At 36.5% G+C, this 26,107-nt stretch carries 29 protein-coding genes; 1 reads left to right on the top strand and 28 read right to left on the bottom strand.

The features are described 5' to 3' along the window. The 10 genes from JKA74_RS13720 to JKA74_RS13680 all read right to left on the bottom strand — a co-directional run bounded on the left by JKA74_RS13720 (position 1) and on the right by JKA74_RS13680 (position 11,041). Entirely contained in the window at positions 1–1,029 is a 1,029-nt protein-coding gene (locus JKA74_RS13720) for a sensor histidine kinase (RefSeq protein ID WP_201431777.1), read from the bottom strand. Beyond that, positions 1,026–1,157, bottom strand: coding sequence for a hypothetical protein (locus tag JKA74_RS20890; RefSeq protein ID WP_262895939.1), 132 nt, complete (start codon positions 1,155–1,157; stop codon positions 1,026–1,028). The genes JKA74_RS13720 and JKA74_RS20890 overlap by 4 nt, the downstream gene beginning before the upstream one ends. Positions 1,158–1,163: 6 nt before the next feature. Next, a complete protein-coding gene (locus tag JKA74_RS13715) occupies positions 1,164–1,841 on the bottom strand; it encodes an ABC transporter ATP-binding protein (protein WP_201431776.1) in 678 nt (225 codons plus the stop codon). Between the two features lie 56 nt (positions 1,842–1,897). Next, positions 1,898–3,145, bottom strand: a complete 1,248-nt coding sequence (locus tag JKA74_RS13710; protein WP_201431775.1) for an ABC transporter permease — start codon at positions 3,143–3,145, stop codon at positions 1,898–1,900. Further along, positions 3,142–4,266, bottom strand: a complete 1,125-nt coding sequence (locus JKA74_RS13705; RefSeq protein WP_201431774.1) for an efflux RND transporter periplasmic adaptor subunit — start codon at positions 4,264–4,266, stop codon at positions 3,142–3,144. Before JKA74_RS13705 ends, JKA74_RS13710 begins: the two co-directional genes overlap by 4 nt. An 11-nt stretch (positions 4,267–4,277) precedes the next feature. Then, entirely contained in the window at positions 4,278–5,618 is a 1,341-nt protein-coding gene (locus JKA74_RS13700; RefSeq protein WP_201431773.1) for a TolC family protein, read from the bottom strand. Positions 5,619–6,171: 553 nt separating this feature from the next. Next, complete coding sequence (locus tag JKA74_RS13695) at positions 6,172–7,509, bottom strand: PorP/SprF family type IX secretion system membrane protein (RefSeq protein ID WP_201431772.1); 1,338 nt, start codon at positions 7,507–7,509, stop codon at positions 6,172–6,174. A gap of 224 nt (positions 7,510–7,733) precedes the next feature. After that, positions 7,734–9,485, bottom strand: a complete 1,752-nt coding sequence (locus JKA74_RS13690; RefSeq protein WP_201431771.1) for a T9SS type B sorting domain-containing protein — start codon at positions 9,483–9,485, stop codon at positions 7,734–7,736. Between the two features lie 332 nt (positions 9,486–9,817). Continuing rightward, positions 9,818–10,390, bottom strand: a complete 573-nt coding sequence (locus JKA74_RS13685; RefSeq protein WP_201431770.1) for a hypothetical protein — start codon at positions 10,388–10,390, stop codon at positions 9,818–9,820. An 87-nt stretch (positions 10,391–10,477) separates the two neighbouring features. Beyond that, positions 10,478–11,041, bottom strand: coding sequence for a Crp/Fnr family transcriptional regulator (locus tag JKA74_RS13680; protein ID WP_201431769.1), 564 nt, complete (start codon positions 11,039–11,041; stop codon positions 10,478–10,480). A 233-nt stretch (positions 11,042–11,274) separates the two neighbouring features. Between JKA74_RS13680 and JKA74_RS13675 the strand changes: the two genes are divergently transcribed. Then, the gene (locus JKA74_RS13675; RefSeq protein WP_201431768.1) at positions 11,275–12,084 is read left to right on the top strand and encodes a CPBP family intramembrane glutamic endopeptidase; all 810 of its coding nucleotides are present in this window, start codon (positions 11,275–11,277) and stop codon (positions 12,082–12,084) included. Between the two features lie 730 nt (positions 12,085–12,814). On the opposite strand, the gene JKA74_RS13670 is transcribed toward JKA74_RS13675, so the two are convergent. From JKA74_RS13670 to JKA74_RS13585, 18 genes are all read right to left on the bottom strand, one after another. Continuing rightward, positions 12,815–13,414 carry a GNAT family N-acetyltransferase gene (locus JKA74_RS13670; protein WP_201431767.1) on the bottom strand — a complete coding sequence of 200 codons (600 nt, stop codon included), beginning with the start codon at positions 13,412–13,414 and terminating at the stop codon, positions 12,815–12,817. 11 nt (positions 13,415–13,425) lie between these two features. Continuing rightward, positions 13,426–13,980: a hypothetical protein gene (locus JKA74_RS13665; protein ID WP_201431766.1), complete on the bottom strand. Its 555-nt coding sequence runs from the start codon at positions 13,978–13,980 to the stop codon at positions 13,426–13,428. A gap of 5 nt (positions 13,981–13,985) precedes the next feature. After that, positions 13,986–14,507 carry a TetR/AcrR family transcriptional regulator gene (locus JKA74_RS13660; protein ID WP_201431765.1) on the bottom strand — a complete coding sequence of 174 codons (522 nt, stop codon included), beginning with the start codon at positions 14,505–14,507 and terminating at the stop codon, positions 13,986–13,988. Between the two features lie 487 nt (positions 14,508–14,994). Beyond that, positions 14,995–15,384, bottom strand: a complete 390-nt coding sequence (locus tag JKA74_RS13655; RefSeq protein ID WP_201431764.1) for a hypothetical protein — start codon at positions 15,382–15,384, stop codon at positions 14,995–14,997. 295 nt (positions 15,385–15,679) lie between these two features. Further along, positions 15,680–16,120: a hypothetical protein gene (locus JKA74_RS13650; RefSeq protein WP_201431763.1), complete on the bottom strand. Its 441-nt coding sequence runs from the start codon at positions 16,118–16,120 to the stop codon at positions 15,680–15,682. 179 nt (positions 16,121–16,299) lie between these two features. Continuing rightward, a complete protein-coding gene (locus JKA74_RS13645) occupies positions 16,300–17,361 on the bottom strand; it encodes a DNA polymerase beta superfamily protein (RefSeq protein ID WP_201431762.1) in 1,062 nt (353 codons plus the stop codon). A 3-nt stretch (positions 17,362–17,364) separates the two neighbouring features. After that, positions 17,365–18,123 (bottom strand): nucleotidyltransferase domain-containing protein, encoded by a 759-nt coding sequence (locus JKA74_RS13640; RefSeq protein WP_201431761.1) that lies wholly within the window; start codon positions 18,121–18,123, stop codon positions 17,365–17,367. Between the two features lie 115 nt (positions 18,124–18,238). Further along, positions 18,239–19,267 carry a hypothetical protein gene (locus JKA74_RS13635; RefSeq protein ID WP_201431760.1) on the bottom strand — a complete coding sequence of 343 codons (1,029 nt, stop codon included), beginning with the start codon at positions 19,265–19,267 and terminating at the stop codon, positions 18,239–18,241. A 693-nt stretch (positions 19,268–19,960) separates the two neighbouring features. Then, positions 19,961–20,470, bottom strand: a complete 510-nt coding sequence (locus tag JKA74_RS13630) for a hypothetical protein (RefSeq protein WP_201431759.1) — start codon at positions 20,468–20,470, stop codon at positions 19,961–19,963. Between the two features lie 3 nt (positions 20,471–20,473). After that, the gene (locus JKA74_RS13625; protein ID WP_236587807.1) at positions 20,474–20,860 is read right to left on the bottom strand and encodes a hypothetical protein; all 387 of its coding nucleotides are present in this window, start codon (positions 20,858–20,860) and stop codon (positions 20,474–20,476) included. A 56-nt stretch (positions 20,861–20,916) separates the two neighbouring features. After that, positions 20,917–21,510, bottom strand: a complete 594-nt coding sequence (locus JKA74_RS13620; RefSeq protein WP_201431757.1) for a Crp/Fnr family transcriptional regulator — start codon at positions 21,508–21,510, stop codon at positions 20,917–20,919. 111 nt (positions 21,511–21,621) lie between these two features. Then, positions 21,622–22,095 (bottom strand): DoxX family protein, encoded by a 474-nt coding sequence (locus JKA74_RS13615; protein ID WP_201431756.1) that lies wholly within the window; start codon positions 22,093–22,095, stop codon positions 21,622–21,624. Between the two features lie 123 nt (positions 22,096–22,218). Next, on the bottom strand, positions 22,219–22,800 hold the full coding sequence (locus JKA74_RS13610) for a Crp/Fnr family transcriptional regulator (protein ID WP_201431755.1): 582 nt from the start codon (positions 22,798–22,800) through the stop codon (positions 22,219–22,221). A gap of 11 nt (positions 22,801–22,811) precedes the next feature. Beyond that, on the bottom strand, positions 22,812–23,261 hold the full coding sequence (locus JKA74_RS13605) for a DinB family protein (protein ID WP_236587805.1): 450 nt from the start codon (positions 23,259–23,261) through the stop codon (positions 22,812–22,814). Between the two features lie 326 nt (positions 23,262–23,587). After that, positions 23,588–24,043 (bottom strand): GNAT family N-acetyltransferase, encoded by a 456-nt coding sequence (locus JKA74_RS13600; RefSeq protein WP_201431754.1) that lies wholly within the window; start codon positions 24,041–24,043, stop codon positions 23,588–23,590. After that, complete coding sequence (locus JKA74_RS13595; RefSeq protein ID WP_201431753.1) at positions 24,043–24,348, bottom strand: hypothetical protein; 306 nt, start codon at positions 24,346–24,348, stop codon at positions 24,043–24,045. Before JKA74_RS13595 ends, JKA74_RS13600 begins: the two co-directional genes overlap by 1 nt. A 396-nt stretch (positions 24,349–24,744) precedes the next feature. Next, complete coding sequence (locus JKA74_RS13590) at positions 24,745–25,656, bottom strand: hypothetical protein (RefSeq protein ID WP_201431752.1); 912 nt, start codon at positions 25,654–25,656, stop codon at positions 24,745–24,747. A gap of 27 nt (positions 25,657–25,683) precedes the next feature. Next, positions 25,684–26,070 (bottom strand): hypothetical protein, encoded by a 387-nt coding sequence (locus tag JKA74_RS13585; protein WP_201431751.1) that lies wholly within the window; start codon positions 26,068–26,070, stop codon positions 25,684–25,686. Positions 26,071–26,107 lie beyond the last annotated feature (37 nt).

Raw genomic sequence — 26,107 nt, 5'->3', positions numbered from 1 at the left:
CTAGGTTTTCAACAATGGAATTCTCACTATAAATAAACCATCTGTTGCTGAAATTTCCACTGCATCATTTGTTAATATACGATAAAACGATTTCAGATTCTCAAGCCCCTGATGGTTTGATCCTTCTACAGTTTTTTTTGGTTGCATGGTATTACTGATCACTAAATAATGACCAATGTTCCTGATTTCTATTTTCAATGGATGATCCAAATCTATGATATTATGTTTTACAGCATTTTCAAGAAGCACCTGCAATGTAACAGGCACAATTTCGTATTTCTTTACTTCCTCATCAACTTGAATCGTAATAGAAATGGCTTCCTGAAACCTAGTTTCTAATAAGAAGATAAAATGCTGAATAAACTCCAGTTCATAAGACAACAAAACAGAATTTTTAACCTTATGCTGTAAAACATACCTGTAGACTTTAGATAGATTTTGCAAAAAATGCGTTGCCAAATCCTGATTTTCATGAATCAGGCTATTTAATGAGCTTAAGGCATTAAAGAGAAAGTGTGGGTTCAGTTGGTTTTTCAGGTTATCAAACTGCACCTGCGCTTTTTCTTTCTCCAGGCGTTCAGATCGCACCAATCCTTCTTTCCACTTTTGTATGAAATAGGTGGTGAAAAAGATGAAATTGATAAAAAAGGAAAGAATAATATAGACAGCATAAGTCACTACATTAAACATTTTGTCCATCGGGTTGGAGAGAAACTGCGCTGCATATTGAAACACAAAGTGCCTCAAGATGAGAATGATTACCACTCCGATCAGAAGTTGGGTAAAAATCCTTATGGTGAGATTCTGCTCATAAGGCATTTTTTTGTTGAGCAGCTGATTTGTCGCTCTAAAAAGTTCCCAGGAAACCGCTATAAAAATGAATGAGACAAAGACAGTGATTGCATGCATCTCTCCTTTTAATTGTAAAAAATCCCACATCAGGTAGCGTACAAATCCACCTATTATAGAAATAGAGAATATTATGGTGTACTCCAGCCAGAAATATTTTCTATTAAAAAAAGTCCTCATTTTGCTTTTGGCTTATTCCTTTGTTTGTTCATCTCATCCAGAATTCGTACACTTTCCTCAAATTTAAAGATATATCTTTCTTTTTCACTTTTTGGGGATTGCTGATTTTTGTTTTTGCTGCTAATCATGAAGCATCAATTTATAATTTCACCATCACTCATTTCAATGATCCTGTCAGTATTGGAGGCGAATTCCTCATCGTGGGTCACTGCTATAATAGTTTGTCCAAAGTCCCGTGTGAGACTCTTGAAAATGCTAAAGACATTATCCGAATTCTGACTATCCAGGTTCCCTGTAGGCTCATCGCCCATAATCAGCACCGGATCATTGATCAAAGCCCTGGCTATGGCAACCCTTTGCTGCTGTCCACCTGAAAGTTTGGAAGAAAGTTTTCCAGCATGTTCTTTAATACCAAGCATATCCAGCTTTTCATAAGCTCTTTTCTCCACTTCCTTTTTAGAGTATTTACCCAGCTTAAGTGCCGGAAGCATTACATTCTGCAAAGCGGTAAACTCAGGAAGTAAAAAATGGAATTGAAATACAAAACCAATATGTTCATTTCTGAATTTTGCCAGGTAATTTTGTTTTTTACCAGCCAGCTGATCTCCATTAATTTCCAGTTGTCCCTGAAAATCCGTATCCATAGTAGACAACACATACATTAAGGTAGATTTTCCACAACCTGACTTCCCCACCAGGCTGAGGAATTCGCCCCTGTACACTTCCAAATCAATGGATTTTAATACATGAAATGGCTGCGGTTCATAGAAGTACTTATTAACTTGTTGTGTCTTTAAAATGATATCCTTCATTATTTCTATTATCAAATTTTATACTGAAGCAAAGAGTGAGAAATCTTCGCTTTGCATTAAATCCCTCTCAATATTTCAATAGGATCCACTTTTCCTGCCTTTCGGGAGGGCAAATATCCGGCAATACCCGTTGTGGCAATTCCGAAAACCAATCCTATTATATAAAATACAGGGCTAAAACTTACTGGCATGGTATCCATGGAGACAAAATCGCCCCCATCAAAAGGTGCCAGGGAAATCATGTAGGCCAAAACAAACCCCACAATTAAACCCAATAAGCTTCCCACTATTCCAATAACCAGGGATTGAGCAATGAAAATATCCCTCACATCTTTGGCCGCAAAGCCTGTGGCTTTTAAAATGGCAATGTCTTTCATTTTGCTAAAAATGGTCATATTCAGAATATTGTAAATGCCGAATCCTGCCACAATCAGCAAGGTGATGGCTACCGAATAAGTCATAATATTTCGAATGATAGCCCCTGTTAGAAAAGTGGAATTAGCGGTTTCCCAATCTTCCGCTTTATAGCCAAAAGTAGCTTCTATACTTTTAGCTTTCTCTTTTGCCTGATCAAGATCTATGAGTTTTATACTGATTTCAGTAACATAGGAAGGGTCTTTTTCCAGAATCTTTTGCACCGTCTGAATGGATGCATAACTTTTTATATTATCTATTTCCCCCAAGCCCATTTGAAAAATCCCCACCACATTTAAAGTTATGGTAAAACCACCCGGTGTAGTAACTACCACACGATCATTCAATTTGGCATTGAGTTTACGTGCCAGTCCGGAACCCATTATAAGTCCATTTGTGGAGACCATCAGGCTCTGCAGGTTTCCTTCTTTCATATGAGATTGGATGTCGAATAATTTGTCTTCCTCCAAAATATCTACTCCGGCAATCACACCATTGAGTTGAACCGGCCCATAATTGTAAAACACTCTGCTGGACAATTGAGGAGCTGCTCCCAGTACTTCAGGATCTGCTTTTAAAAGCTCCGCTATTTGAAAGGCATTTCTTATTTTCTGGCTTTCATTTTTTGGTTTCTGATGATGGACAAGGTTTATTCCATCCGGGTTAACCTCTTCCAAAATAGAAGGTCTTTCCTGGGTAATGTCCTTATAAATCCGGATATCCGGGGTAGAAGACATAGTCAGTTCTTCTGTAAAATCATTGAGGCCAGTCATGAGGCTAACCATGGTAATGAACATACCAATACCAAAAGTGACTCCCAGCATTGCCACAATGGTCTGTTTTGGCTTGGCCAATAAATGCGTTTTAGCTATTGAGAGACTTAAGTTCATGGTTTAATAATTTCAGTTTCTTCGCTAATTCCTGAAATAATTTCTATTTCATTAAGGGTTTCTATACCCTTCTCTATTTTCACTTTTTGCTTTCCTTCTTCCGTCATGATCTCCACACTATCACCAGCCAGGATTAAAGTTCTGGGCACCACCAATGCATTTTGCTTTTCAGAGATGACAATATTAGCCTCCAATGCCAGGCCGGTATAAGCAGCCGGCAAGCTATCTTCCAACAAGGCGTCTACCCTCAAGGACTGCTCCCGGGGATCTACTTTGGCATAAATTTTATGCAGGATGGCCTTAAAGTGCATGTCCGGATAAGCATCAATTTTTAGAATAACTTTTTGTCCTTTTTGAATGCGCATCACATCCTGTTCATCTACGCTCAAATTGGCAAAAAAAGTATTCCCTTTTCCTAACAAAGCGATAGGCTGCCCAGGCCTTACCAATTCACCAACTTCTTTGTAGGCCTGAAAAAATATACCATCTGCTTTACTTTTGATCTGGTAAAAGCCACTACTTTCCCGAGCAATTTTAAGGTTATTCAAGGCCTGTTCCTTTTCAAATTGCAATTGATCACGCAGTAGTTTTAAGGCATGCCTGCTTTTTTGAAATGCTTCTTTCGATTGCTCAAAACTTAGCCTTGCTGCATCATATGCCGCTTCCGATGTGGCCTGCTTTTCCCAAAGGTTCTGATATCGTCTGAAGTTGATGGAATCGGCAAGGTATTTATCCTCTGCCATTTTCATCGCACTTTGTACCTCCTGTAAGCGAGGACTGCTTTCCTTTGCATTGGCCTCTGCCAATCGATAGGCTCTCAAAGCATTGTCCAGTTGCGCCTGGGCTGAGTTGCTTTCAATGGTAAAAAGTGTTTGCCCGGCTTTCACTATTTCCCCCTCCTGCACCAATTGTTCTTTGAGTACTCCTTCCGATTGTGCTACCAGTTCATACTCTCCTTCTGCCTGAATATATCCTGAAGCATAAACTGCTTCCATCAAGGATTTCCTTTCCGCCTGTATAGTTTCCTCCGAATCACCACAGGCATTTAAGCCCATCAAAATGGCCAACAGCAGGCCTCCAAGTATCAGGAAATTTTGTCTTTTAAGATTTTTGGTCAACATTTTAAATTAATTTAATTAAGATTCGTCTCACTTTTAACAGATAATATTGCACTTGTAATAAAGTAATTGGCCAGGCCGGATAAATACTCCCTTTGTGCCTCCCACATTTCCTTTTGAATGGACAATAATTCATCTGTGGAAATAATACCTTCCTGATATTGATCCTGAGCCATTTGAAAATTTTCGTCAAACAATTGAGAGGTTCTCTTCAATGATTGAATCAAAGAAGAGGATAAATGGTATTCTCTCCATAATTCATCATGTTCCGCTTGCTTGTCCGAAATGAATTTCTTCTTTTCCCATTCAGCAATGGCCAGTGAATTCCTGGCCAATCCTCTGTCATTGTTTCTTTTATTCCCGGAGAAAAGAGTCCATTCCAGCCGCATTCCAATAACAGCGACCTCATACCAATCATAAGCTCCAAAATCCAGGTTATTGCTCCAGGCTTGCTGCGAATATCTTCCAAAGGCAGAAAGTTGTGGCAAAAAGGAAGTGTTTATTCCTTTCAATTCATTTTGAGCAATTTTAATCTTTTGTTCAGCAGCCAAAACACCGGGTTGTCTGAGGATAGCATAGTCCAAACTGCTTTCAGCGGTTAACTTTCTTTCTGTTGATGGCAATGATTCTTCCAAAAGCAAATCTTCTTCTAAAGGGATTCCACATAAATTCTTCAGGACATCCAGGTTATTCTGTTCAGATTTTTGATTAATCAACAATTGATTATTCGCCTTTTCATCATTTGCTTTCATTCTGTTGAGGGGCAATTTCTCCAACAAACCAGTGTCCCATTGAGATTGTGCTACATTCAAAATAGCTGTACTTGCCTTCCGGTTTTCAAGACTTAAACGAGATGCTTCCTTAGCCAACAATGAGAGGTAATAAGCGCGGGCAATCTTTTCGTAAAGTTGTTGTTTCACTTGTTCTTGCTGGTAATTTGAGGCTGCTGCTTCCAAGCCGGACGATTTTCTCTTGTTCCAGGCCATGGTGTTAATTAGAGGAATGGATGCTTCCAGACCTACATTCAATTGGTATTGCGTACCAAACTGTACCTCCGCAAATTCGCCCGGTTGTCCTCCAAATATTTCTGCCGGGATTAATTGAACAGGCAGGCTCACGTAATCATCAAAATTACCAAAAGCCTTCACTTGTGGCAAAAGCGAACTAAGGGTATTTTTTTGATTTAAAGTAGCTATCTCTTGTCTTGCATTTGCTATTTGCAGATCGGTCTGATGCAAATCCGCAAACTCAAAAGCGTCATCCAAAGATTGGAATACCACTTGTGCTGAAGACTTCCCGGCTACCAATCCTACTATAAAAATCGGTAGCAAGAATTTAAATGCGTTAATATTCATTTTACCATTTTTTTTATTCCTTGTACATTTTTCTTTATGACAGGATAAAAATGGCAGAAAGGCTCCGGCTTAAAAAAAATATTTAAGCGTAGTGTAGAAAATTAAAGGTGAAATGTAGAAAACCGGAAGTAAAATGAAAAACATAGAAAAAAGCCACTTTCCGGTTGAATGTGACTCAAGGATTATTGACAGACGTTACTATTATCAGCTGTTTTTTAGCAACCTTAATTAGGCTCCTCATGAAAAATAAATTTCAGCAATAAACTGGATATCCTTACTTTTATTAGTGTTTCTTTAAATTTAAACCTAAGTACAAAACCTCAATAAACAGTAATTTCATTTAATACTGAGGTTTAATCATAATTTTAAGTATTTTTAAACCAAATTTTATTCGCTAATCTTTTTGCTTGATCAAAAAGATACAAAAAATCAAGACAAAAAGATGCTTCCACGCTACAGTTCCACGCGCTCCCCGCCTTTTTGTCCACCCACGCGCTAACTCCGAGCAAATTTTATTTGGCTCTCGAACATTGAAGTATTTATCAAGAGCTCTCTAATTATCCTCTCTTATGTAAATCCAGGTTTCATCAAATCCATCCGTTTGACGCATGACCATTCTCATAGCCCTGGCTTCATCAACATCTTTGGTTTCCAGAATATACACATAATTAAGGCCGCTCTTCGGATTGTAAATCTGACTTACTTCCTTAAAACCTTCCTCCTGCATTTTAGTGATATATTCATTTGCATTTTCCAGACTATTAAATGCCCCTATGATCACAAAATAAGTTACCTCTTTTGGTTCGGGTTCTTGCGGTTGTGGTTTTACAGTTTTTTGCGGAACCGGATCCTTTTTAATAATAGGACGTGGTTTTTCAACTTTAACTGTATCCACCTGTGGTTTTACTTCTTCTTTAGGTTCTTCAACCACTTCTTTTTTGACTGGTTCTTTAACTACAGGCTCTTTTTTAACAGGCACTGGTTTTTCCTTCGGTTTTTTCACTGCAAAGGATTTTTTCTTTCCTATTTTCAAGCCTACTAAAAACTCGTGGCTTCCCTGACCAAACTGATCTACCTGCTCTCCTGCCAGTTCGTAGGAATATCCAAACCTTAAAGCCCCCAAATTAAACCCAAACAGAATTGAAGGGCCATATTCCGGTCTAAAAGATCCTCCTACATAGATGGATTCTGCAAAATTCAAAACTCCTGAGAATTCCATATAATCCTCTACACCTTTCTCCATTTTATAAATAGCAGAAGGTTCAAAAGCAATACCACCTGAAGGTGATCTAAGTTTATAGCCAATAGAAAAAATCATTTGTTCATAAAAAACCTCATATGGCTTTTCAGGAATTTCCGGATTAATAAGTGTATTGCCCAATAAACTGGGAAGGGCAACACCTACATGAAAGGCAGGACTATAGTAAGCTATCCCTAAACTGACAACAGGATTATAAGCAGCATTAAAATTGGCAATGGCGGGATCATCCGGATTGCTTGAATTATTGATATCATATTCTGTATTGAAAAAACCTCCTGACAACCCAAAGCTCAACCTTTGAGAGGGGCTGAAAGGAATGAGAAAGTTACCTGAAACCATTGCAGATGTAGTTTTGATCAATCCATTTTGGTCATAAAAAAGATTGCCACCGAGGTTAAATCTTCTTTTAACAGGGAACTGAATGGCTACATTGGATAAGCCCGGGGCATTTTCTATGCCCAACCACTGTTGCTTGTGCATTAATTGGATGTAGGTATAGCCTTCCAGGCCTGCATAAGCAGGATTAAAAGAATAAGGTGATACAAAATATTGATTGGGCACCTGAAAAACCTGTGCTTTTGTTATAAAAACAGTAACACAAAGTAAAAGTGTGAAAAATATCTTTTTCATTTCATTTCTCTTCATATCAGCTGCTCAATGCTATCCATCTATAGATTATACTTTTATTGGCAAACATCAAAACTCTTCAATTTCGCTGCAATATAAAAACATTTACCTACTTTCCTTTCTATAGTAAGTTCACAAGATCAGCCCTATTTTCTTCACTTTAAAGCAGGAAACTTTTCTTTATTCCATAATTCAGGAGTAATGTATGAGAAGCCAATTCTATATTTTCATTGTAACAAATTCACGCTACCTGACTTCACCGTATTACCGGCAGCATCACGTACCACGTAAAAATAGGTGGTAGGATTTAGTTGCTCTCCATTTTTATTGGTACCATCCCATTCATTTTTGTAGGGTTGTGCACTGTAAACCTCCCGTCCTGCTCTATCATATACTATCACTAAAAAATCAGGAACTTCTTCTATTTCCTCAATTTCCCAGAAATCATCAATTCCATCTCCATTGGGAGAAAACTGGTTTCTGGGCTTTATGTCCACTGGTATAAGTTCCACTAATAGGCTAATTGTTGCACTTTTCTCTTTTGAATCGGAACTTGCTACAAGCATAATCTCAATCTCACCAACAGGAGTATTTTCATCAGTAATGATACTTAGTTCGCTTTCACCGGCACCTTCTTCCAATATAGCAGGCTCAATAATTAATTGAACTTGCGGATTGGAGGAGGAAACTTCAAAAGCAACAGCTTCATCAAAACCATCGATAGCCTCTATTAATATATTGACTTGCGCTTCCTCTCCTTGCATTAAATTCAATTGATTCTTCCCAAGGGTGAGTTCAAAATCAGGAAATGAAACTCTAGTAACAGTCAGGTCAATTGTTGTATTGGCTTCCACCCCCCCAACACCAACTCCAGTAATAATAATAGATGAGCTACCTACGGTTGCATTATCGGCTATAGTAAAAGTTACTGTAGAGGTTCCGCTCGTATTAAGTGTTGGCGGAGAAAAAGCTGCCGTAACACCTGTGGGTAAGTCATTGGTACTCAATGTTACTTCTCCCGAATAGGTAACATTAGGTGTTAATGTTATTTGACTACCAATAGATTCTCCTTGAAAAACTGATAAAGAAGCAGGAGAAGAACTGATTGAGATAGAAGGTTCAGGTGCAGCATTTATGGTAATTACAATTTGTTTTGGAGTTCCCTCAACCCCCTCGTTCACCTGAATGGCTTCAAGTTCGTAAATGCCCGGCACGACTGTCCAACCACCATTATCATACAATGTATATGGCGCTGTACCATCAGTATAAGTGCGGATGGCATTTCCACTACCTTGTTCTTTAAAAATCCATTTTACTTCATTAGCTGCCCCACTTGTGTTGGCACGGAAATTTAAAACATCCGGCATATCCAATTCATCTACAGAAATATTTCCTCCTACTTCACTTAGATTTGATAGTGGAGTACTATTTTCTAAAAAAGAAAAGCTAGCCACTGTACCCGGTGGCTCAATATCTCTAATGGTTAAGGTAATGGCAACCGTTCTTAATTTTGTTGCGCCCTCATAGTTACCTGTTCCGGCTATCACTATGGAATAATCGCCACTTTCCGCACCTTCACCTACACTTAAAGTAAGTACCGAAGAAGTACTTTCACTCGCTACAGAAGATGGTGAAAAATTGGCAGAAACATTATCGGGTAAGCCGGGACTTGGAAAGATGGTAAGGTTAACCTGCCCGGTAAAAATAGATTCCCTGTTAATAGTTATGTTCACCACACCATAGGCCCCTTTTTCAATAGTAAGCGCTGTAGGATCTGCCACAACCTCAAAAATATCAACTGCTGAAGTGGATTTGACACCATAAAAAGGCAAATTGAGTACCTTGCCATCTTTCTTAGAAAGTAATTGAGCCTTGGTGGCATTGGTAGTGTCCGAAGCCATTACTTTTCCTGCTAAAAACAGCCCAATAAATAAAACTCCATATCTTAAAAACGACCCTAAAACCTGACCAACACTCATTCTTTCAAATTGTTAAAATCATAAACCCCTATTAATTAATGACTTACAAAAAATACATTAGTATTTTTTATCGATATAATGTTAACTCATTTTAAAGGATTTTACTAATTCATGTAATATATTTAATCATTCTATTTATAAACTACAGATATGAGGATGTTAAGTTTTTTCTGTTTTAATTTACAAACCTGGGTTCGACTATTAATGATATTGCCCCCGTCAACAGGGCAGGATATGCCGCAAAACTAAGACTTCTTTCTTCAAAAAGCCTTCATTTTGTAGTATCTTATAGTAGATACAATGAGATAGCGTATTATCCGCACCTCAAATTCTTAAAAATTAATTCCTAATAATAGTGAACTACTTAATCCATTTACTCTTGCCTCAGGAAAATGAATGCTGTCATAAATAACCCTTGCCTGTATATCAAACATTAGTTTAGAAGTGCGATAAAATTCAAATCCAACACTTGAAATAACCCCTACTCCCGTATAATATTTTAGCTCATCCGGGTTTTCCGGTTTAAGATCGAAAAATACAGGTGCGTCAGTTGCTAAACCTACACCACCTAAAATCCAAAACCTATCGGAAATCCAATATTGGGCAGAAGGAAAAATCCCTCCAAAATCTCTCTTTCTCGGTCTATCTGTTAAATCATACTCATAGATCGAAATAGCTCCATTTAACAATACAGCTAAATTAGTATTCAACATATAACCTACCTTCCAATTAATGCCAATGCCTGCAATACTTAATTCCTCAGTAGGAAAATTGATGAGAGTGTGTGAAACGCCTGAAGAAACTCCAAAGACAAAGCCCTTCTTATTCAATTCTTTTTCGACCTGCCCATTAACAGTCAAACCTGATAATATAAAGATAATAATAAATGTTACTTTCATTTTCATTGTTCCAAATTTCATGTTGTAATTCATCATGCAAATTTGAATACAATCAATGCCAAAAAAGTTACCATAGGTTAAAAAAGCAAAGGCTCATTTTTTTCTTATCCTGCTTAAGCTTTGTGTGGTAATACCTAAATAAGAAGCGATATGCTTTTGCGCAATACGCTGAATTAATTCAGGGTTCTTTTTAAAAAGCTCATTGTAGCGCTGCTCGGCAGTTTTCATTAACAAATCTATTTGTTGCTGTTGCTTTTCTACAAATGAACTTTCTGCTCCAATTAAAAACAAAACACTGCCGAAAGGGCTTTTTTTGAGTTTATCAATATTGGCTTTGCTAATTCGTAAAGCGGTAGTTTTTTCCAGGGCTATAGTTTCCAGTGAGGAGATTTTTGCTGTGATAAGCGACATATGATCAGCAAAAAAATTATTTTCCAATACAATATCCAGACATACATAATTATTCTCCTTCCATAAAAAGATTCCACAAGCACCTTCTAAAATAAAATATGCATTTTTTTCAGTTTCACCTGACTGCTTAATAATGTCATTCTTCTTAAAGCTAACTTGTTGGCATAGATCTGTAAATTTCTTCCAAACCTCAACTGGTGCTTCAAAATAAGGATCAAAAGCAGTTTTCAACTTCAACTCATTCATATAAAAATCAGTGTTAAAGATTGTGGATTTTAGTAGTATAATATTTTCCACTTCTTAATTTCATTCACTCCAAATTGGCTCTTAAATATAGTCATCATTAGTTCAACTTCTTTAATTTGCTTCCTCTAATACTTACTGATAACAAGATGGGCCAATGCAACCATTTTGAGAAAAGTAGAATCTAATCAGAAATAAAAATATTCCAATGTAAGAATCACTAAAACCGACTCGTTATGGACGCTAAATCATTAAGAGTATTATGGATCACCTTACTCTCCTTTGCCATTTACTTTGTACTTGATGACCTTTATTTTCATTCGCTCAGAAAATGGATCAATGAATACATCAACCAAATTGGTGTAAGTCATATCATTACTTATTCTGTTTTTGGAATTCCTCTTTTGTTGGGAAGTTTATTAATCCACCATTTCAGGAATCTCCTTAGTAGCTTGGGGCTCAATGGGAGTTTGGCAAAGGGATTTTTATTTCCTCTTCTGTGCACACTTCCCATGCTGATTGGCTATGCAATTGTTTTTGAATTTAACCCGGAAATCAATCTCAGTCTTATCTTAATTTCAGCTGTTTCCGCAGCATTTTTTGAAGAGCTATATTTCAGAGGCTTCCTTTTTGGGCAGTTGTATCGCTTTACTCAATTAGGATTTCTACCTTCCATTTTATTAGGTGCTATAGTGTTTGCTTTAATCCACTTATACCAAAGCCAGGATCCTTTAACTCTTCTGGGAATTTTTCTTACAACCTTTCTGGGAGCTATCCTGTTTGCCTGGCTTTATGCAGAATGGAACTTCAATATTTGGATTCCCATTTTCCTACATTTGTTTATGAATTTATTCTGGATGATGTTTTCTGCCGGAGAAAATGCTTTAGGAGGTGTTTATTCCAATGTATTCAGGATTCTGACCATTGTATTGGCAATAGTGCTGACCATTCTGTATAAAAGAAAAAAAGGAATGAAGCTCGAAGTAACAAAAAGTACGCTTTGGATGAAAAAGAGAGAAATACTTATTGAAAGAAGCGCTGGATAAAAAAGTAGATATTTGATCTAAACTCCCTATTTACCTGAGTTCGATTGCTATAGAATGCCGTCATGCCAGAAAATTAAGGCTTATCTTTTTCAAAAGTCTTAATTTATCCGGTATCTCATGCTAAATTTTAATGAGATCACGGATAATTTTCTTTTTTTTTTAAAATGTAATCCCGATTTATCGGGACCGAGATAGCCAGTCCCGCAACAGCGGGAACGTCCTAAGGTAGTTTTCCTTCAATTTTTAAAATCGAACTCAGGTTATTTTGATTTTGGAAAGCATTTGTGCAGGCAGTCAGGTATATTCACAACAGAATTAAAAATGGTAAATTTTGTAAGGACACAACCCTTGGCGACTATTTAGGCTCCTCATGAAAAATAAATTTTAACTAAACTGGATCTCAAATTTAAATCTAAATATAAAACCTCATAAAGCAGAAATTTCATTTAATATTGAGGTTTAACTTAAATTTCAAGCATTTTTAAACCAAATTTTATTCTTTATCTTTTTGTCCCGAGTACTCGGGAACAAAAAGATGCTTCCACGCTGCAATTCAACGCGCTCTCCGCCTTTTTGTCCACCCACGCGCATACTCCGAGCAAAACTTGTCCCGGTAACTCGGGGTTTTATTTGGTTCTCAAACATTGGAGCGTTCATCAAGAACAGCCTAACTGAGCTTCTATTTCTGTTAATGCCTGTGTTTTGCTATAAATTTATTTGCTAGCTCGTATCAATCAGCCTCCTCATTTACCATCATAAAATACTCAACATCAGTCTCCTTATTTACCTGAGTGAGATGAAAACCCGATTTTTCAAATATTTTCACATTTTTAGGTTTGGTGGTTTCCAACCAAATAATTTTGCTTTGCTCCACTGCGTATCTTTGTAATTTCTTCATCATAAGTTTTCCTATTCCTTTACCTCGATGTTCGGGATCCACAGCTATAAACTCTAAAATCGACAACTGCTTTTGCGGATAATGCTTTTGCCTTTCCTGATCGTGTGAGATTGTTTTAACAACTGTTCTCAGACCACAAGAAAAGCCAATTGAGAATAACCATTTCAGCATTGATAAGCCGGACATCTTCAATGATGTATCATTTATGCTTGCCAGACTTATTAATTTTTCATCTTCATAAGCAGCCCAAAGTAATTGCTTATTTCGGATTTCCATTTTTAATGTAGCCTTAAACCATGCATATAATTTTTGTTTATAGCGTGGATCATTCCGAGCAAACAATGCTTTCATTCCCTTATCATCCACAAAAGATTCAGATAAAAGTGAAGTAGCTTTTTCAATTTGGCTGATATTTATATTTTTTATTTCCATCAATGTATAATTTATGAATACCTTCTTATAGCAAAGGCCAAAAATAGTTTGGTCATATAAAGTGGAAAAAACCACAATAGAAATGGATTGGTCAGTTTAACTATTAAGAGGAAACCTATTCCCACTACCATTAAAAATGCCGCAACAACAGCTTGTTTTTCTTTATTGCCTATTGAATTAATCAAGAAAGTACCGCCAATTACAAATACTACCAAAAAGGCTGAAAACATTGAAAAACCATCTATGACAAAAAGAAAAACAGCCGGGTGAATGAAATGTGAGAGGATAAAGACCGTTCTGGATTTCCTTTTATGTGTTCCACTATAAAATTGATTAGTGCCTTTTGTGAAATTAGCCACTGCACCCGCGCCAATATCAGCACTAACAAGAGCCAATAGCAACAGTTTCCACCATTGCACATTTAAAGGTGATTGCACATAAATGATTAAAACGGAAGACAAGGCCACTATTGCCCCAGAATAAGTGAGTGTTAAGTCAAATATATTTGATTTTCTTCCGTGTATATCATGCAAAAAAGGCGGTATATTTATTTCTTTGGTTTTCATGCTACTTAGGTATATTTTTCTATTAAATATTTTTCAGTGGCTTTAAGGTTTTTACTATTTGGGTTCACCACATAATCCAGCGTGATACCATCAATAGTAGCAAGTAGGATAACAGCTTCCCGACTACTATCAGCTTTATATTTTGGCTCAAGCAATGAAGTAAGCAACTTTAAAAGTTCCTGTTTCTGTCCTTCTAACATCTGATTTACCAAATCGGGAGTTTCAGGGTGAATAACAAGAAGGAAGCAAAGCCGGATCACCTCTTTATTTTTCTTTAGGCTTTTGAATAAATTATCGAAAAGCGCCTGTAGGTTCATCTCTTCAATTTCCATCATTTCAGCTGTCATTTTTTGAATGGAATGCTCAATCACCACTCTTAACAGATCATCCTTGTTTTTAAAGTGGGCATAGGTAAGTCCTTTAGATACCTGAGCATGTTGAGCTATTTTATCCACAGATGTTTCTGAATAGCCATGTTGAGCAAAAAGCAACAAGGCTGATAGGATAATCTTTTCTTTTTTGTTCATAATAAAATATTTATGACTGACTAGTCAGTCATAAATATAAGAGGAAATTTCTATCCACCCAACTATTTGTACAATTATCCTATTTCCCCCTGACGTATGGTGCCACTGGCTAATTAATTTTCTGATTTTAAAGATAAAAGCTGATTTTCGGGAAAACTTGTGGGGACAGAAATGCTGGCGGTCAGTGTGCCAGGTATTGCGGGTAGAAAGTCCTTAAACAAATTTTGTTTACTAGAAATGTTGGGAACTCATAAATTTGAAGAGTGGTTCACAACAATTTTATCAAATGAGCTATTTGGATTTAACAGCCAGTTCACCTACCACGTCCGCCCTCGTTTTGTGTCCTACAAACGAGCAAGATGCAGTTGCTTACTTATCTCGATCAACAGTTTTTTTTGTAAAAGACAAGGTGAAAGGTTACGATAGCTCCTAAATGGAGTCGCAACTGTCAGTGTAAGCATTTTTACATAGTGTGGTGCACTGGAATTTATCCTATTGTACATTCTATTAGGTCACCATTAGAATTAGCTTTTTCAAGTAACTCTAAAAGCGATTTCATATTTTGAATTTCATCTTCCTCTGCTTTTGATTCTTTGAAAAGAAAAGGGTTCTCAATAATAACTTTAATTATTCTCAGAATTTTTTCAGGCTTAAAAAGAGCTATTATCAATCGATCATTTTCATATCTAAACGATTGGTCTCCAATTGAAACTACAAGAATATGGAACAAAAAATCCGATGTCAAGTATATTCCAAGATCGGATAACCATTCATAATTGTACAGATAGTCTAGCGAAACGGCACCTCCTCTAAAACTAATTGATTCATTTCTATACTTGGATAATTTCTCGTAATCAACTTCTACGATATCATACATTTTATATTCATTTAAAATGTATTCATCAGACTTGGTTATTCGGCTAAAGGTTGAATATACTCCCATGCTGTTATTTTTCTTTATTGATTTTCTCTTGTGCGCAACGCTTACTGTATAAAGAGTGGCTACTTTAAATATACAAAGTTTCAAGTTTCTACCTACACCATCTGTAGGGTTGCTTACTAATTTAATTCAATACAGTATTTCAATCTTGCGGATTGACGGGCTTTCTACAAAGCCCCACAGTTTCGTCTCCCATCTAACAGCCATGATTTCATGCAGAATGTTACCAGCTTTATTTATCGAGTCCTCTCATATTAGATGGGAGTTTATCAAGAAAACCGAAAGAAACATACCTGTATTCTCCGTAAAAATCTGCAAGTCCAATCATGACGTATTCAGTTTTCTCATCCCCTTTCAATTTACCAATCACAAGAGGTAAGTGTCCGACCTTGTCTGCAAAAAGTTGAGTATATTCAAATTTTCCAAAAGTATCCAAATGCTGGGATATGCGGTTCCCTAAGTCTTTTTTTTGTACACTTATTTCCTTCTCGGTAGGAGTTGAAAATTGTGTCGGCCCATATTCTGGCTTCGGTGCAAGAGAGACCAACGATTCTATGTCAGAGTCCGAAATAGCTGTTTTAATTTGATTGTAAATTTCAGTTTGTCCAAATGTCGAGATGGCAGTCCCAATGGTCAAAACTAGAGTTAATATTGATCTTTTAGTATAGTTCATTTTTTGGTTTATTCTTGATTGAGTGTTGTGCATAATTGCTGGTAACGTTAAGTGTATGGTGTCGTAAGGGATTGCGGGCTTTAAACCTGTCAAGTTACCACCCAAATTTGACGCGGGTGATGCCGCTCGAAAACCTCTGAAACCCTTATGCACTATACATAGTGTTGGCATTTCGTTATTTATTCTCTGTGGTTATAAAATTTATCTCTCAATCTATAAGTCAATTCATTTATTAGCTCCAAATCAGGATTATCAGGCAAGGATGAACTTTCAAATGCTGATTCCATCTCAGTTTGTTTCAAGCCTGCCATTTTTAATAGTTCCTCATATTCAAATTTTCCTGCTTTAATGTCAAGTAGAAAATCACGATTTGGTCTTTTTACATTGACTTTTTTCTCATTTCCGATTTCAATTGCCATTTCTAAAAGTCGAAATACATGCATCATGTTTTTTGAATCATAATTCTTTCCATGACTTTTAGTGTTTTCGTATCTGTCATCGTTTCTCTTATCCACCCAATCCCAATATTCTCGATATTCTTTGCAGTAAGTTGAATATCCATTTCTGTTAAAATACATAAGAGCTTCTTGTTTCGTGCCTTTTGGAATAGAACTTAAACAAATATCATTTGATTCTTTTCCCCGAAGTACCCCGCTAAATCCTAGTTGGGCTGAATAGTACAATCCATAAACATCTTTCATGTGTGGAATATTTACTAGTCCACAATGTTCTTGTTGCCAACCTTTAATTTCAAGGTATTTTAAAAGCGGAATCGCTCCTTGGTCATAGTTTACAAAGCAGAATGACAACACACTTTTTCTCTCTTTTGCAACAGGATTTACTATTTTCTTTTTTAATCCTTTTGCTTTTTTAATCTGAGATAAAGCAAACTTCCCAAATGTGTTGTTGCACAGCTTAGATAAAATCAGTTCAGAATTTATTTCGTTTAAAAATGGGTGTTTGTAAATTATCGCAGATTCGGGCGTATTAAGTAATTCAAGAATATTTGGATTGTTTAATGATAATAATTCCATAAACCGTCCAAACTCATAAAAAACAATATCGTTTGTTTCATTATTTACTTGAGGAGTATAGGTCAATCCGTAATACGCCTCTTTCGGTAAAATGAAAACACCTTTAATGTCTAAGTCAGAGCTAGGAGTATCCAATCCGTAAGCCTTACTGCCACTAATGCATTCCAATATTATTAGTCCTTTATCTCTTAAATCCTCAATTGTCATTGATTAATCTAATGTGTTACGGAAAAATTCATTTAATTCACTTATTTGTCCTTTTGAAGCGGGTAAACTTTTTGATTCGTTATTAGCTCTTTCCAGGCAACTTTCCATGAACTTAATTAAATCTTGTTCTCCATTGTGTAAGTACGTTTCGCTAATTGTTGACTTCAGTTCAATTAGTTCATTAATCCTATTTGTTAAATTATCGGATAAGTCTAATCCGTTTACCATTTTCCCAAATTCAATTGGTGGAATTTCTTCTTTTTCAAGAATCCATAAACAAGCTACCGATGCACGGAGAGCATAAAAGAACCTTTTAAGTTTATAGTCATTTGAGTTTACAACTTCGTCTAAAGCCTTTTTTGCCATGCTCAAATAATGATGAATCGTAGCAATTCTTGAATAGGTCTTTTGTACAATTGAATTAATTCCAGCTAGGAAGTCTTCGTCAGCATGATAAATAATCGGAGATTGAATTCTTTCGAGCAAAGGTGGATTTGATTTCCAAATCAATCGTAAACTTTTTCTTAAATCCCAGCCACTAATATCAATGTCGTTATTCTCATAAAAGCATTCAATTGTATCTTTTTCTTCTGTTAAACTTAAATACCAATCTTTATGGTGTTTGTAAATTATCCGCACATCAAAGTCACTATCAGGTGATGGAAATCCCCATGCTCTCGAACCAGTCTCACAGGCAAGTAAAATCTCTATACCATTTTCTTTCTCTAGATCAATTAAATATTTCTTAATCTTATCTTCCATCAATCATGTTTAATAATTTGCAGGATGTTTCTTACAATGAATGCCAACGCCAATGTAAGAATCGTAGCTTTGGCTTGTGCTTTGGCCTTGTGCGGCTATGATTTCTTACATAATGTTAGGGTGCGTACTTTTTTAGTACTTTATAGGTTGTGTCTCTTAAATCTTCTAAATTATATTTTCGTCCAAGCCTCTTTTCTTCAGATGTAAGCTCTGCAAATAATTCTTTTTTTATTTCCTCTGGCATAGAACTTCCAGTCCCACCGAGTGATCTGTGTAATTTATCCCAAAATAAGTTTAGCTTGTCAACACGAGTGTTTTTCATATGGTCAATTAATGCCTTATTAAATTCTAGCATTTTTTCTTTACTTATGGGATATATCATTTCAGTATTCTGAAGCTTATTTGTGGGAGCTTCTTCAACTTCCTTTTGTATTCCAAAAAAATCTTTGTTCATATAATCATTGTAATTATCCTTGAAAGCGAAAAAGAGAAGGTATTCGTCAATCACAAGGGAATAAGGATTCTTCAATTTTGGATGAATCACCATATGAGTTGCGTGTTTTGTCGAAAAATCCGGACACCTTAGCAATTTATATGATATTTTTTTAATGTCTTTTGCTTCTTTCATCCCTTCAATGTCAATTTCTGACAGCTCATTTTTCAGTACTCTATGTAAAATTCTTCTTAAAGTTTCATTCTGATTTTTTGTTAGCTCTACACCACTGCCTTTATTTATAGAGATTCGCCAAATAACACTAGCCCAAAACAAAAATCCTATTTCAGAACGTATTTCCGAAGAATACACTTCGTTTTCAAATTTATTAAGGGTTTTAGCATACTCACTTTCAATTTTTGAAAACCTAGTTTCACAAGATGTGCAAAAGAAGTTATCTACCACCATAGGGTGTTTATTTGCTTCAATTTCTTCATCTGATAATTCTCCAAAGACTTCATCCAGTTTGTCTACTGGAACTGATCTTCCGAAATGAGACGTTGTATCAAATTCTTGAATTACAAATCCCAGTTCATAATCTCTTCCAGATTTTCCTTCTACATTCTCAATGCGCTTTAACAAGAAGTGAGGAACAATGTGAGAACCTTTCTTGTCCGCTGGATTTTCTTTACAAAGTAGGCAGTTTTCCATGATCTTAATATGCACCCTAACATTGATATAATAACATAAAAGTTGTCATTATATCACTTTTGTTTTTCCTGTACCCGACTACAAACGTTTGTAAATGTTTACAAGCGTTTACAAATCATTCTTGGTATTAGGTTCATAAAAGCTCTCCAACATACCTCCATTCTCTATTAAATCCTAATTTTTCATCGAAAGCCACAGCAAAATACCTATAAGTAGGTAGTGATTCCGAAACGAGGTGCAGAATGGTTTTAGCGCAAGTTTATAATCCAACTGAGGTGAATAAATTTACACGCTCTGCAAACCCAGCCTGTTCGCCCTCGTTTTGTGTCTCGAAAACGAGCTTGATTCAGTTTGCTAATTATTGTCCATTTTCTAAAACTTCATTTAATATTGAGGTTTAACTTAAGTTTCATGGATTTTTTAAACCAAATTTTATTCCTAATCTTTTGTCTTGATACAAAAGATAGAAAAAATCAAGACAAAAAGATGCTTCCACGCTACAATTCAACGCGCTCCCCGCCTTTTTGTCGACCCGCCCGCTCTATATGAGCAAAACTTGTCCCGGTACATCGGGATTTTATTTGGTTTTCTAACATAGTAGTATTTTTCAAAAGTGCCCTAATGGAAATAGGCCAAAGTTGGTGAGATCACCAGCTTTGGCAGATGAATTAGCACCATGAGTAAATTGAGCTTCTACTTCTCAAGTTCCTTCTTAATAAGCCGGAGCATTTGAATCCTTATCAACCCACTAAATGGTCTAATAAAAAACCAGTAAATCGAAAAAAGAAGTTTTGTTTTCCTGTTCAAACAAAAAACTCTTGTTTCAGTGATGATTTCCGTTTTCCCATTACCTTTCTCAACAAAGTTAAAAGACCAACCAACTTTGGCATTGTAACAGGAGCTTCCTCTCATGAATTCCTCCTTATCCGTAATCCATTCTGGCTGGGATTTAAACCAAAAAGCATACAGAAATTCAGTATATTGGATTTCTTCCAATAGCGTGAACCTCATATCTTTTGTAAGTGCCGCTAAATGGGTATTGCTAAAAGGCAAGCCCCTCAACCGAAATAGAAAGGCGATAATGCCGGATTTCGACAAATCTAAATTCATACTTGCTTTATAGCAATCTTCAGTGCTTCCTTCCACTACTATTTTGTGCACCTCATTGAACTGATATTCCGGTAAATATTTCTCGAGCACCATAAATTATATTCCGAAATAAATTAAACCACTAATTAGCAACAACAAAATCCACTGGCCCAGCTTCAAATAGTTATTCGGAAATTTTCTGGAAATAGCAATGCTAATAATCCAAACCAGGGCATAACCTAAAAAGTAAACGGCCAGAATCTGCAATAACGTGGTTTCATTTTCAAAAAAATCAGTGAAATTGATGAGCCCAAGTCCTATAGTAGCAAAAAGTAAATCAAATGAAATCCAATGCCAACCACATCTGGCCATAGTCCAGGTTTCTTGTTTTTTCAGAGCCTGCCCAGAAGTATGTTGGGGCTCAATTAGCTTAAGTTCCTTGTCGCCCATAAAGGTGTGGACAATAAATGCCAGTAAAGTCAGAATGTTTGCTGTTAATATCATAAGTATCAATTTGATGGCAAGTTCTGCTTTTGTAAACTACCATCATTTGATGTATATCAAATTCTGCTTTTAATATTCCGGATCCGACTTAATGTTTCAAGGGTTATTCCCAGAAAGGAGGCAATGTGTGTAAGAGGAACTCTTGCCGTAATATCCGGCCGTTGGATTAAAAGGGATTCATATTTCTGAATAGCTGTCTCAAATTGTATGGAAACAATCCGTTGTTGAAGTTGAAGCATTACCTTTGTAACAGCAATCCTCAACAGTCTGTCAAAGTCGGGATATTTATCCAGAAGCGTTTCTACATCCTTCTTACAGAATTCGATTAGTTTAGTACTTTCCAGCGTCTCTATAAAATGGGGACTCGGCACTTCCAGAAAATAGCTGTTGATGGAATTTATAAATTCATTATCAAAAGCAAGCCAATCTGTAATGTCTTTACCTTCTTTCAGATAATATGCCCTCAGGCATCCTTTGACTATAAAGTAAGTTTTATTGGCAAACTGACCTTCTTTTACTAAAACTGTATTTTTTGGAATGGTCTGAATGCGTAACAGATTACACAAATCGCTTCTGCAATTATCAGTTAATGGTGAATATTGTTCACTAATTGATTCTATTGCATGCTGTATATTAGTATCCTCATTCATAGGCTGAAATCACCTCTATAAAAGCATTAGCGGCCAAAAGCACGATGCTTTCGAGCCGCTATAAAGTTATAAATTTCCATTCAACTTTCAATCAACTCATGAACTGCTGCTTTAAGCACTATAGCTTTTAGCCTTATTGGTCATTATAATTTCCTTATCAATAGAAAATTTACCGCCTCCTGAAATGAAAAGTGCTATTGCCATCCCTATCCAAAGTAAGAAATATTCATACCCCTCCCCTGCCTGGTTTCCAAACCAATTCATAAAGAACCCATGCTGGAAATGAGAGGAAAAAATAATTCCTGCTGCTAAAAACGCATAAGCTATCGCTATTAAACGTGTAGCTACTCCTGCCACAAGAGCAATTGCCCCAATGGATTCAAGTATGATGACAAAAAATCCTATGATCCATGGGAGGCCGACAGCATCGGTAAAGAAATCCATAGTTCCTGAAAACCCATATCCGCCAAACCATCCAAATAGCTTCTGAGCACCATGTGGAAAGACCACCAGCCCTAAGAAAATTCGTAAAACGAGTGGGGTCCAACTATTATCTGTTTGAAATATTTTCTGTTGTATTATCATAAACTTATATTTTTAATGTTCATGACAAAATTCCGGATTCAATTGCCCCAATACGACAAACTAGATTAAAAAAGAATGTTAAACCAGATTAATATTGGAGGGAAGTAAGGTCTCCATCACTAGCTATTTTGATATGATCTGGCTTCTGATTTTGCTCAGAAACTCTTTGGTGATACCCAGGTAAGAAGCAATCATATATTGTGGAACCCTCTGCTCAATATCCGGGTATTGTTCTCGAAATTCCAAATACCTTTCCCTGGCAGGCAGGCTGAAATTTCCGATAATTCTTTTTTCAGATGCCACATAAGCTTTCTGAATGATAATCCTGAAAAATCGCTCTAGTTTTGGTATAAGTAGGTAAAGTGCTTCAAGTTTCTCATAGGAGAATTGAACAACTTCTGTATTTTCCAGGCACTGCACATTATAGTCGGCCGGGCTTTGAGTGATGAAGCTTCCGAGATCAGCCGCCCACCAATTTTCTACTGCAAACATCACAATATGCTCCTGTCCCTCACTATCGATATAAAAAGTTTTGAGACAACCTTTTACTACAAAACTTTCATATTTGCAAACATCCCCTTGTTGCACTACAAACTGTCCCTTTAAATACTTTCTATAACTTACATGTTCTGATAGTATTTCCTTTTCATCAGTACTTAAGTGAATGTACTTGCTCAGGTATGCTATGAGAGGTTCAATATTCATGAAACAGGTTCTTATCTTTTGTAGAATATATAATCAGTTACAATCGGTTCAATTCCATTTTGACGCAGGTCTGAAATTATTTGTCCTCTGTGGTGAGAAAAATGATTAGCAATATGAAAAAGTATATGCTGCATACTTTTCTCAAACTTCTCCCCTTTTGAATTCTGATAGTTGATGTTCTTTTGCAGATCCTGTTCAGACAATATTTTCAAAGTCTCTTCAAAGTTAGCTTTATCCAATATTTTACATTTTTCAAGAGTATGTACCTGATGTACACCCAGAGGCTTAGAGTTAATAATTCTGGAATTCCATATTTGATGGGCATTTATGGAATGTGAGAAAAGCGGGATTGTTCTATCACTTAGCTGACTTACATTTTCAATTAATAAATCAGCTAGTTTTTGATTGAAATGATGATGGTATTCAAATATGTCTACAAAAAACTCTTTGATGGTGTTCATCGTCAATGCTACTTTAGTGTTTCCTTAAATTTAAAACTACGTACTATACCTCAAAAAAACAGTGCTCTCATTTAATAGAGAGGTTTAACCTTAACTTCAAGTATTTTTAAACCAAATTTTATTTCTTTATCTTTTTGTCCCGAGTACTCGGGAACAAAAAGATGTCAGCCAGGCTGACCAGCCTTTGGCTGGCTTCCACGCTACAGTCCCACGCGCTCCCCCGCCTTTTTGTCCACCCACGCGCATACTCCGAGCAAAACTTGTCCCGGTAAGTCGGGATTTTATTTGGTTCTCAAACATTGAAGCATTTATCAAGAACTCGCTAATTACTCCACAGTCAAAAAGAAACGCTCCTTAGGTTTTGAAACCGCTCCTATACGTTTGTAAAACTTAATTGCCCTGGTATTGAAATCAGGTGTTTGCCACTGGATTAAGTCGCAACCCAATTTTTTTGCTTCTTCCTTTATCTTGTCAACCAGTTTTTCTCCAAGGCCCATTCCTCTTGAAGTATCATTCATAAACAGGCAATCCATATAAATATAAAAGCTGGCATCCCAGGTGGAGAATTGTTTTATGTAGGTGGCATAGCCGATTAGCTGATGATCCTTTTCAACTACTAAACAATATAATGCAGGTGTGTCACCAAATAAATACTGCCCCAGTTTTTCGGCTTTACCGAATTTATCAAAACTCGCTTTTTCATATTCAGCATGAGCTTCGCATAGATCGATTAGTGGTATTAAATCTCCCTGTTTTACAAATCTGATTGTGAAATTATCCATTAAAATTCTCCATTAAAGTGCTCTGATAAATACAACTGGAAGTTAGGAGGATTATTTTTCAGAATGTTGTTTGTCCAGGAAATTCTTTCGAAGTTAATCAACTCTAATTCCCAAATACAGGGAGCAAGTCCATCTCCTGAGATTTTAGTAAATTCAGTTGGCCGATTGGGGCTTGTCATAAAAATATGGGTATTCAACATATTCTTTCCTACCCACCAATTAATTAAGGAGAATATTCCCTCAGTGCCTGAATGTAAAATCAGAAAAGCTATTCTGTCATTTTCCGCATCAAAAGAGTTTTTCATTTTAAGCCAGTGAGGAAGTTGCCGGAGGGCATATTTGTAAAAGTGAGCATTGTCAAATTCTCCAATTTTGGAAATAGTATATACTTTAACATTCCAATCCTCAACTTGTACAACTTCCTGAAATTTTATTTTCTTGTTTTATATTCTTGCATCTTGTTTAATTAACTTTCCATACTATGTTAAAATAAAGATGTTTGTGCTAATTCGTATTAATGCTTAGGAACCGCAGCCGCTACAGCCACTTAAGTTTTTAAAGATAATAAATTTCACCAAAGTAGTCTGTGCACTATCCGTAGTCTTGAGCGCAGCAATTAGAACATTCTCTCCCCCTTCAAAAAAAAACCGGCTTCCACCGGTTCTCTATTTCTTTAATTGACTACCATTCAATATTTATATTTACAATATTGTTACAAATCTACTGGTTCGTAAAGTACAGCATTGAGAATTAGTAAGATTGGAACCTGAGCGTCCAGGTGTAAACATTAAATTGTTATTATCATCATCTTCATGCAATAGATCACCTGCATGCCCCATTTCGTGGGCCAGCGTATCAAGGCGAGCATTAGCAGTCATTAATATATATGACTCAGGAAGCATATAACATCCTAAATGACCTGAGCTGAGGTTATCCACCCAGATTGCCTTTAACACATGGCGCGGCCATAATAGCCCGCTTGGAAAACGTAAACAAGTTCTGACCCTGGTAAACCCCTGACAACAGGAGAGATGTTCAAGCTCAATTCTATCTTCTCCAAAATACCCTCCGGCATCGCATCCTGGAGCATTTGCCAAATGTGGTCGATCAGTCACCACAGTAATGGGAGAGGCAATTACATTGATGTTACATTGGTTGTAAATCCTTACTGCTTCATTTATTTGATCCTGAATATCAGGTAAAGGAACAACTGGATTTCCTGCAGCATCTGCAATCACGATAGGACAAATCCTGAAATTTTTCCTTCCCGTATTCACTCCAATTTGACAAATCACCCATTCCGGAAAAGTGATAATCCTGTTCACTAACCATTCTATGATGCCAATTAGGTGGGTAATAATCCAATCGATAATAAAGATTGTTTCGCATACCACCCTGGTCACCCAACTAACTATAGTTATAATAACCCATATTGTATTACATACTACTTCTGTGATAACTCTGCTGACTAGGTTGCATAATTCGCTAAATGGCCAAGGCATCCAGCTACAAATGGTTTCAGTAATAGTTCTGGAAACATTACGACATTCTTCTCTCGCTTCTTCGCGTGTCTCTTCTATTCTTTCTTGAATTTCTCTACATACTCGTGCCATGATTTTAAAAGGTTTAAGGTTAAATATTTATTTTATTTGTAATTCATTCACCAATTTCAAGAGTGCCTTGCGGGCATTCCAGAGTCCATATATTTTCCCAATAAGCATGGTTACAATGGAACACGCGAAGTAAAGAAGTATGGTATTCAGCACACCTAGCTCATAAATAGAGATGATTCCTGTCAACACTAATAGGACATACCCCACTAGCGTAATGACACCTGAAATCCTTCCTTGCCCACATCCACAGGCGCTATAATGTTTAGTAACCTTAGCCTCCAGCTGACTATTCTCCTCTTCGGTTAAGTGAGGGATCCGGATAAGGATGTTTTTTCTTCGAGTAGTGAACAAACTAATTTCTTTGGCCACACCTTTAATTTCTGCTAAGTCCGTGATAATAATTTCCTGTTTCATCTCATACTGTTTTGGTTGCTATGATTTTTTAAGCGAC

Origin of the sequence: Marivirga aurantiaca (assembly GCF_016679925.1) — a bacterium.
GTDB lineage: Bacteria > Bacteroidota > Bacteroidia > Cytophagales > Cyclobacteriaceae > Marivirga > Marivirga aurantiaca.
The sequence above is the reverse complement of the archived record's forward strand: the minus strand, read 5'-3'. Positions and strand labels throughout refer to the sequence as shown.

Coding starts and splice junctions, on each gene's coding strand:
- JKA74_RS13685 (WP_201431770.1), bottom strand. CDS start 10,390: ATGAAAATGAAAGTAACATTTATTATTATCTTTATATTATCAGGTTTG.
- JKA74_RS13690 (WP_201431771.1), bottom strand. CDS start 9,485: ATGAGTGTTGGTCAGGTTTTAGGGTCGTTTTTAAGATATGGAGTTTTA.
- JKA74_RS13645 (WP_201431762.1), bottom strand. CDS start 17,361: ATGACAATTGAGGATTTAAGAGATAAAGGACTAATAATATTGGAATGC.
- JKA74_RS13585 (WP_201431751.1), bottom strand. CDS start 26,070: ATGAAACAGGAAATTATTATCACGGACTTAGCAGAAATTAAAGGTGTG.
- JKA74_RS13665 (WP_201431766.1), bottom strand. CDS start 13,980: ATGAAAACCAAAGAAATAAATATACCGCCTTTTTTGCATGATATACAC.
- JKA74_RS13630 (WP_201431759.1), bottom strand. CDS start 20,470: ATGGTGCTCGAGAAATATTTACCGGAATATCAGTTCAATGAGGTGCAC.
- JKA74_RS13605 (WP_236587805.1), bottom strand. CDS start 23,261: ATGAACACCATCAAAGAGTTTTTTGTAGACATATTTGAATACCATCAT.
- JKA74_RS13595 (WP_201431753.1), bottom strand. CDS start 24,348: ATGAAAAACTCTTTTGATGCGGAAAATGACAGAATAGCTTTTCTGATT.
- JKA74_RS13675 (WP_201431768.1), top strand. CDS start 11,275: ATGGACGCTAAATCATTAAGAGTATTATGGATCACCTTACTCTCCTTT.
- JKA74_RS13680 (WP_201431769.1), bottom strand. CDS start 11,041: ATGAATGAGTTGAAGTTGAAAACTGCTTTTGATCCTTATTTTGAAGCA.
- JKA74_RS20890 (WP_262895939.1), bottom strand. CDS start 1,157: ATGATTAGCAGCAAAAACAAAAATCAGCAATCCCCAAAAAGTGAAAAA.
- JKA74_RS13660 (WP_201431765.1), bottom strand. CDS start 14,507: ATGAACAAAAAAGAAAAGATTATCCTATCAGCCTTGTTGCTTTTTGCT.
- JKA74_RS13710 (WP_201431775.1), bottom strand. CDS start 3,145: ATGAACTTAAGTCTCTCAATAGCTAAAACGCATTTATTGGCCAAGCCA.
- JKA74_RS13670 (WP_201431767.1), bottom strand. CDS start 13,414: ATGGAAATAAAAAATATAAATATCAGCCAAATTGAAAAAGCTACTTCA.
- JKA74_RS13590 (WP_201431752.1), bottom strand. CDS start 25,656: ATGGCACGAGTATGTAGAGAAATTCAAGAAAGAATAGAAGAGACACGC.
- JKA74_RS13700 (WP_201431773.1), bottom strand. CDS start 5,618: ATGAATATTAACGCATTTAAATTCTTGCTACCGATTTTTATAGTAGGA.
- JKA74_RS13715 (WP_201431776.1), bottom strand. CDS start 1,841: ATGAAGGATATCATTTTAAAGACACAACAAGTTAATAAGTACTTCTAT.
- JKA74_RS13600 (WP_201431754.1), bottom strand. CDS start 24,043: ATGGATAATTTCACAATCAGATTTGTAAAACAGGGAGATTTAATACCA.
- JKA74_RS13655 (WP_201431764.1), bottom strand. CDS start 15,384: ATGTATGATATCGTAGAAGTTGATTACGAGAAATTATCCAAGTATAGA.
- JKA74_RS13705 (WP_201431774.1), bottom strand. CDS start 4,266: ATGTTGACCAAAAATCTTAAAAGACAAAATTTCCTGATACTTGGAGGC.
- JKA74_RS13615 (WP_201431756.1), bottom strand. CDS start 22,095: ATGATAATACAACAGAAAATATTTCAAACAGATAATAGTTGGACCCCA.
- JKA74_RS13695 (WP_201431772.1), bottom strand. CDS start 7,509: ATGAAAAAGATATTTTTCACACTTTTACTTTGTGTTACTGTTTTTATA.
- JKA74_RS13625 (WP_236587807.1), bottom strand. CDS start 20,860: ATGATATTAACAGCAAACATTCTGACTTTACTGGCATTTATTGTCCAC.
- JKA74_RS13620 (WP_201431757.1), bottom strand. CDS start 21,510: ATGAATGAGGATACTAATATACAGCATGCAATAGAATCAATTAGTGAA.
- JKA74_RS13720 (WP_201431777.1), bottom strand. CDS start 1,029: ATGAGGACTTTTTTTAATAGAAAATATTTCTGGCTGGAGTACACCATA.
- JKA74_RS13640 (WP_201431761.1), bottom strand. CDS start 18,123: ATGGAAGATAAGATTAAGAAATATTTAATTGATCTAGAGAAAGAAAAT.
- JKA74_RS13610 (WP_201431755.1), bottom strand. CDS start 22,800: ATGAATATTGAACCTCTCATAGCATACCTGAGCAAGTACATTCACTTA.
- JKA74_RS13635 (WP_201431760.1), bottom strand. CDS start 19,267: ATGGAAAACTGCCTACTTTGTAAAGAAAATCCAGCGGACAAGAAAGGT.
- JKA74_RS13650 (WP_201431763.1), bottom strand. CDS start 16,120: ATGAACTATACTAAAAGATCAATATTAACTCTAGTTTTGACCATTGGG.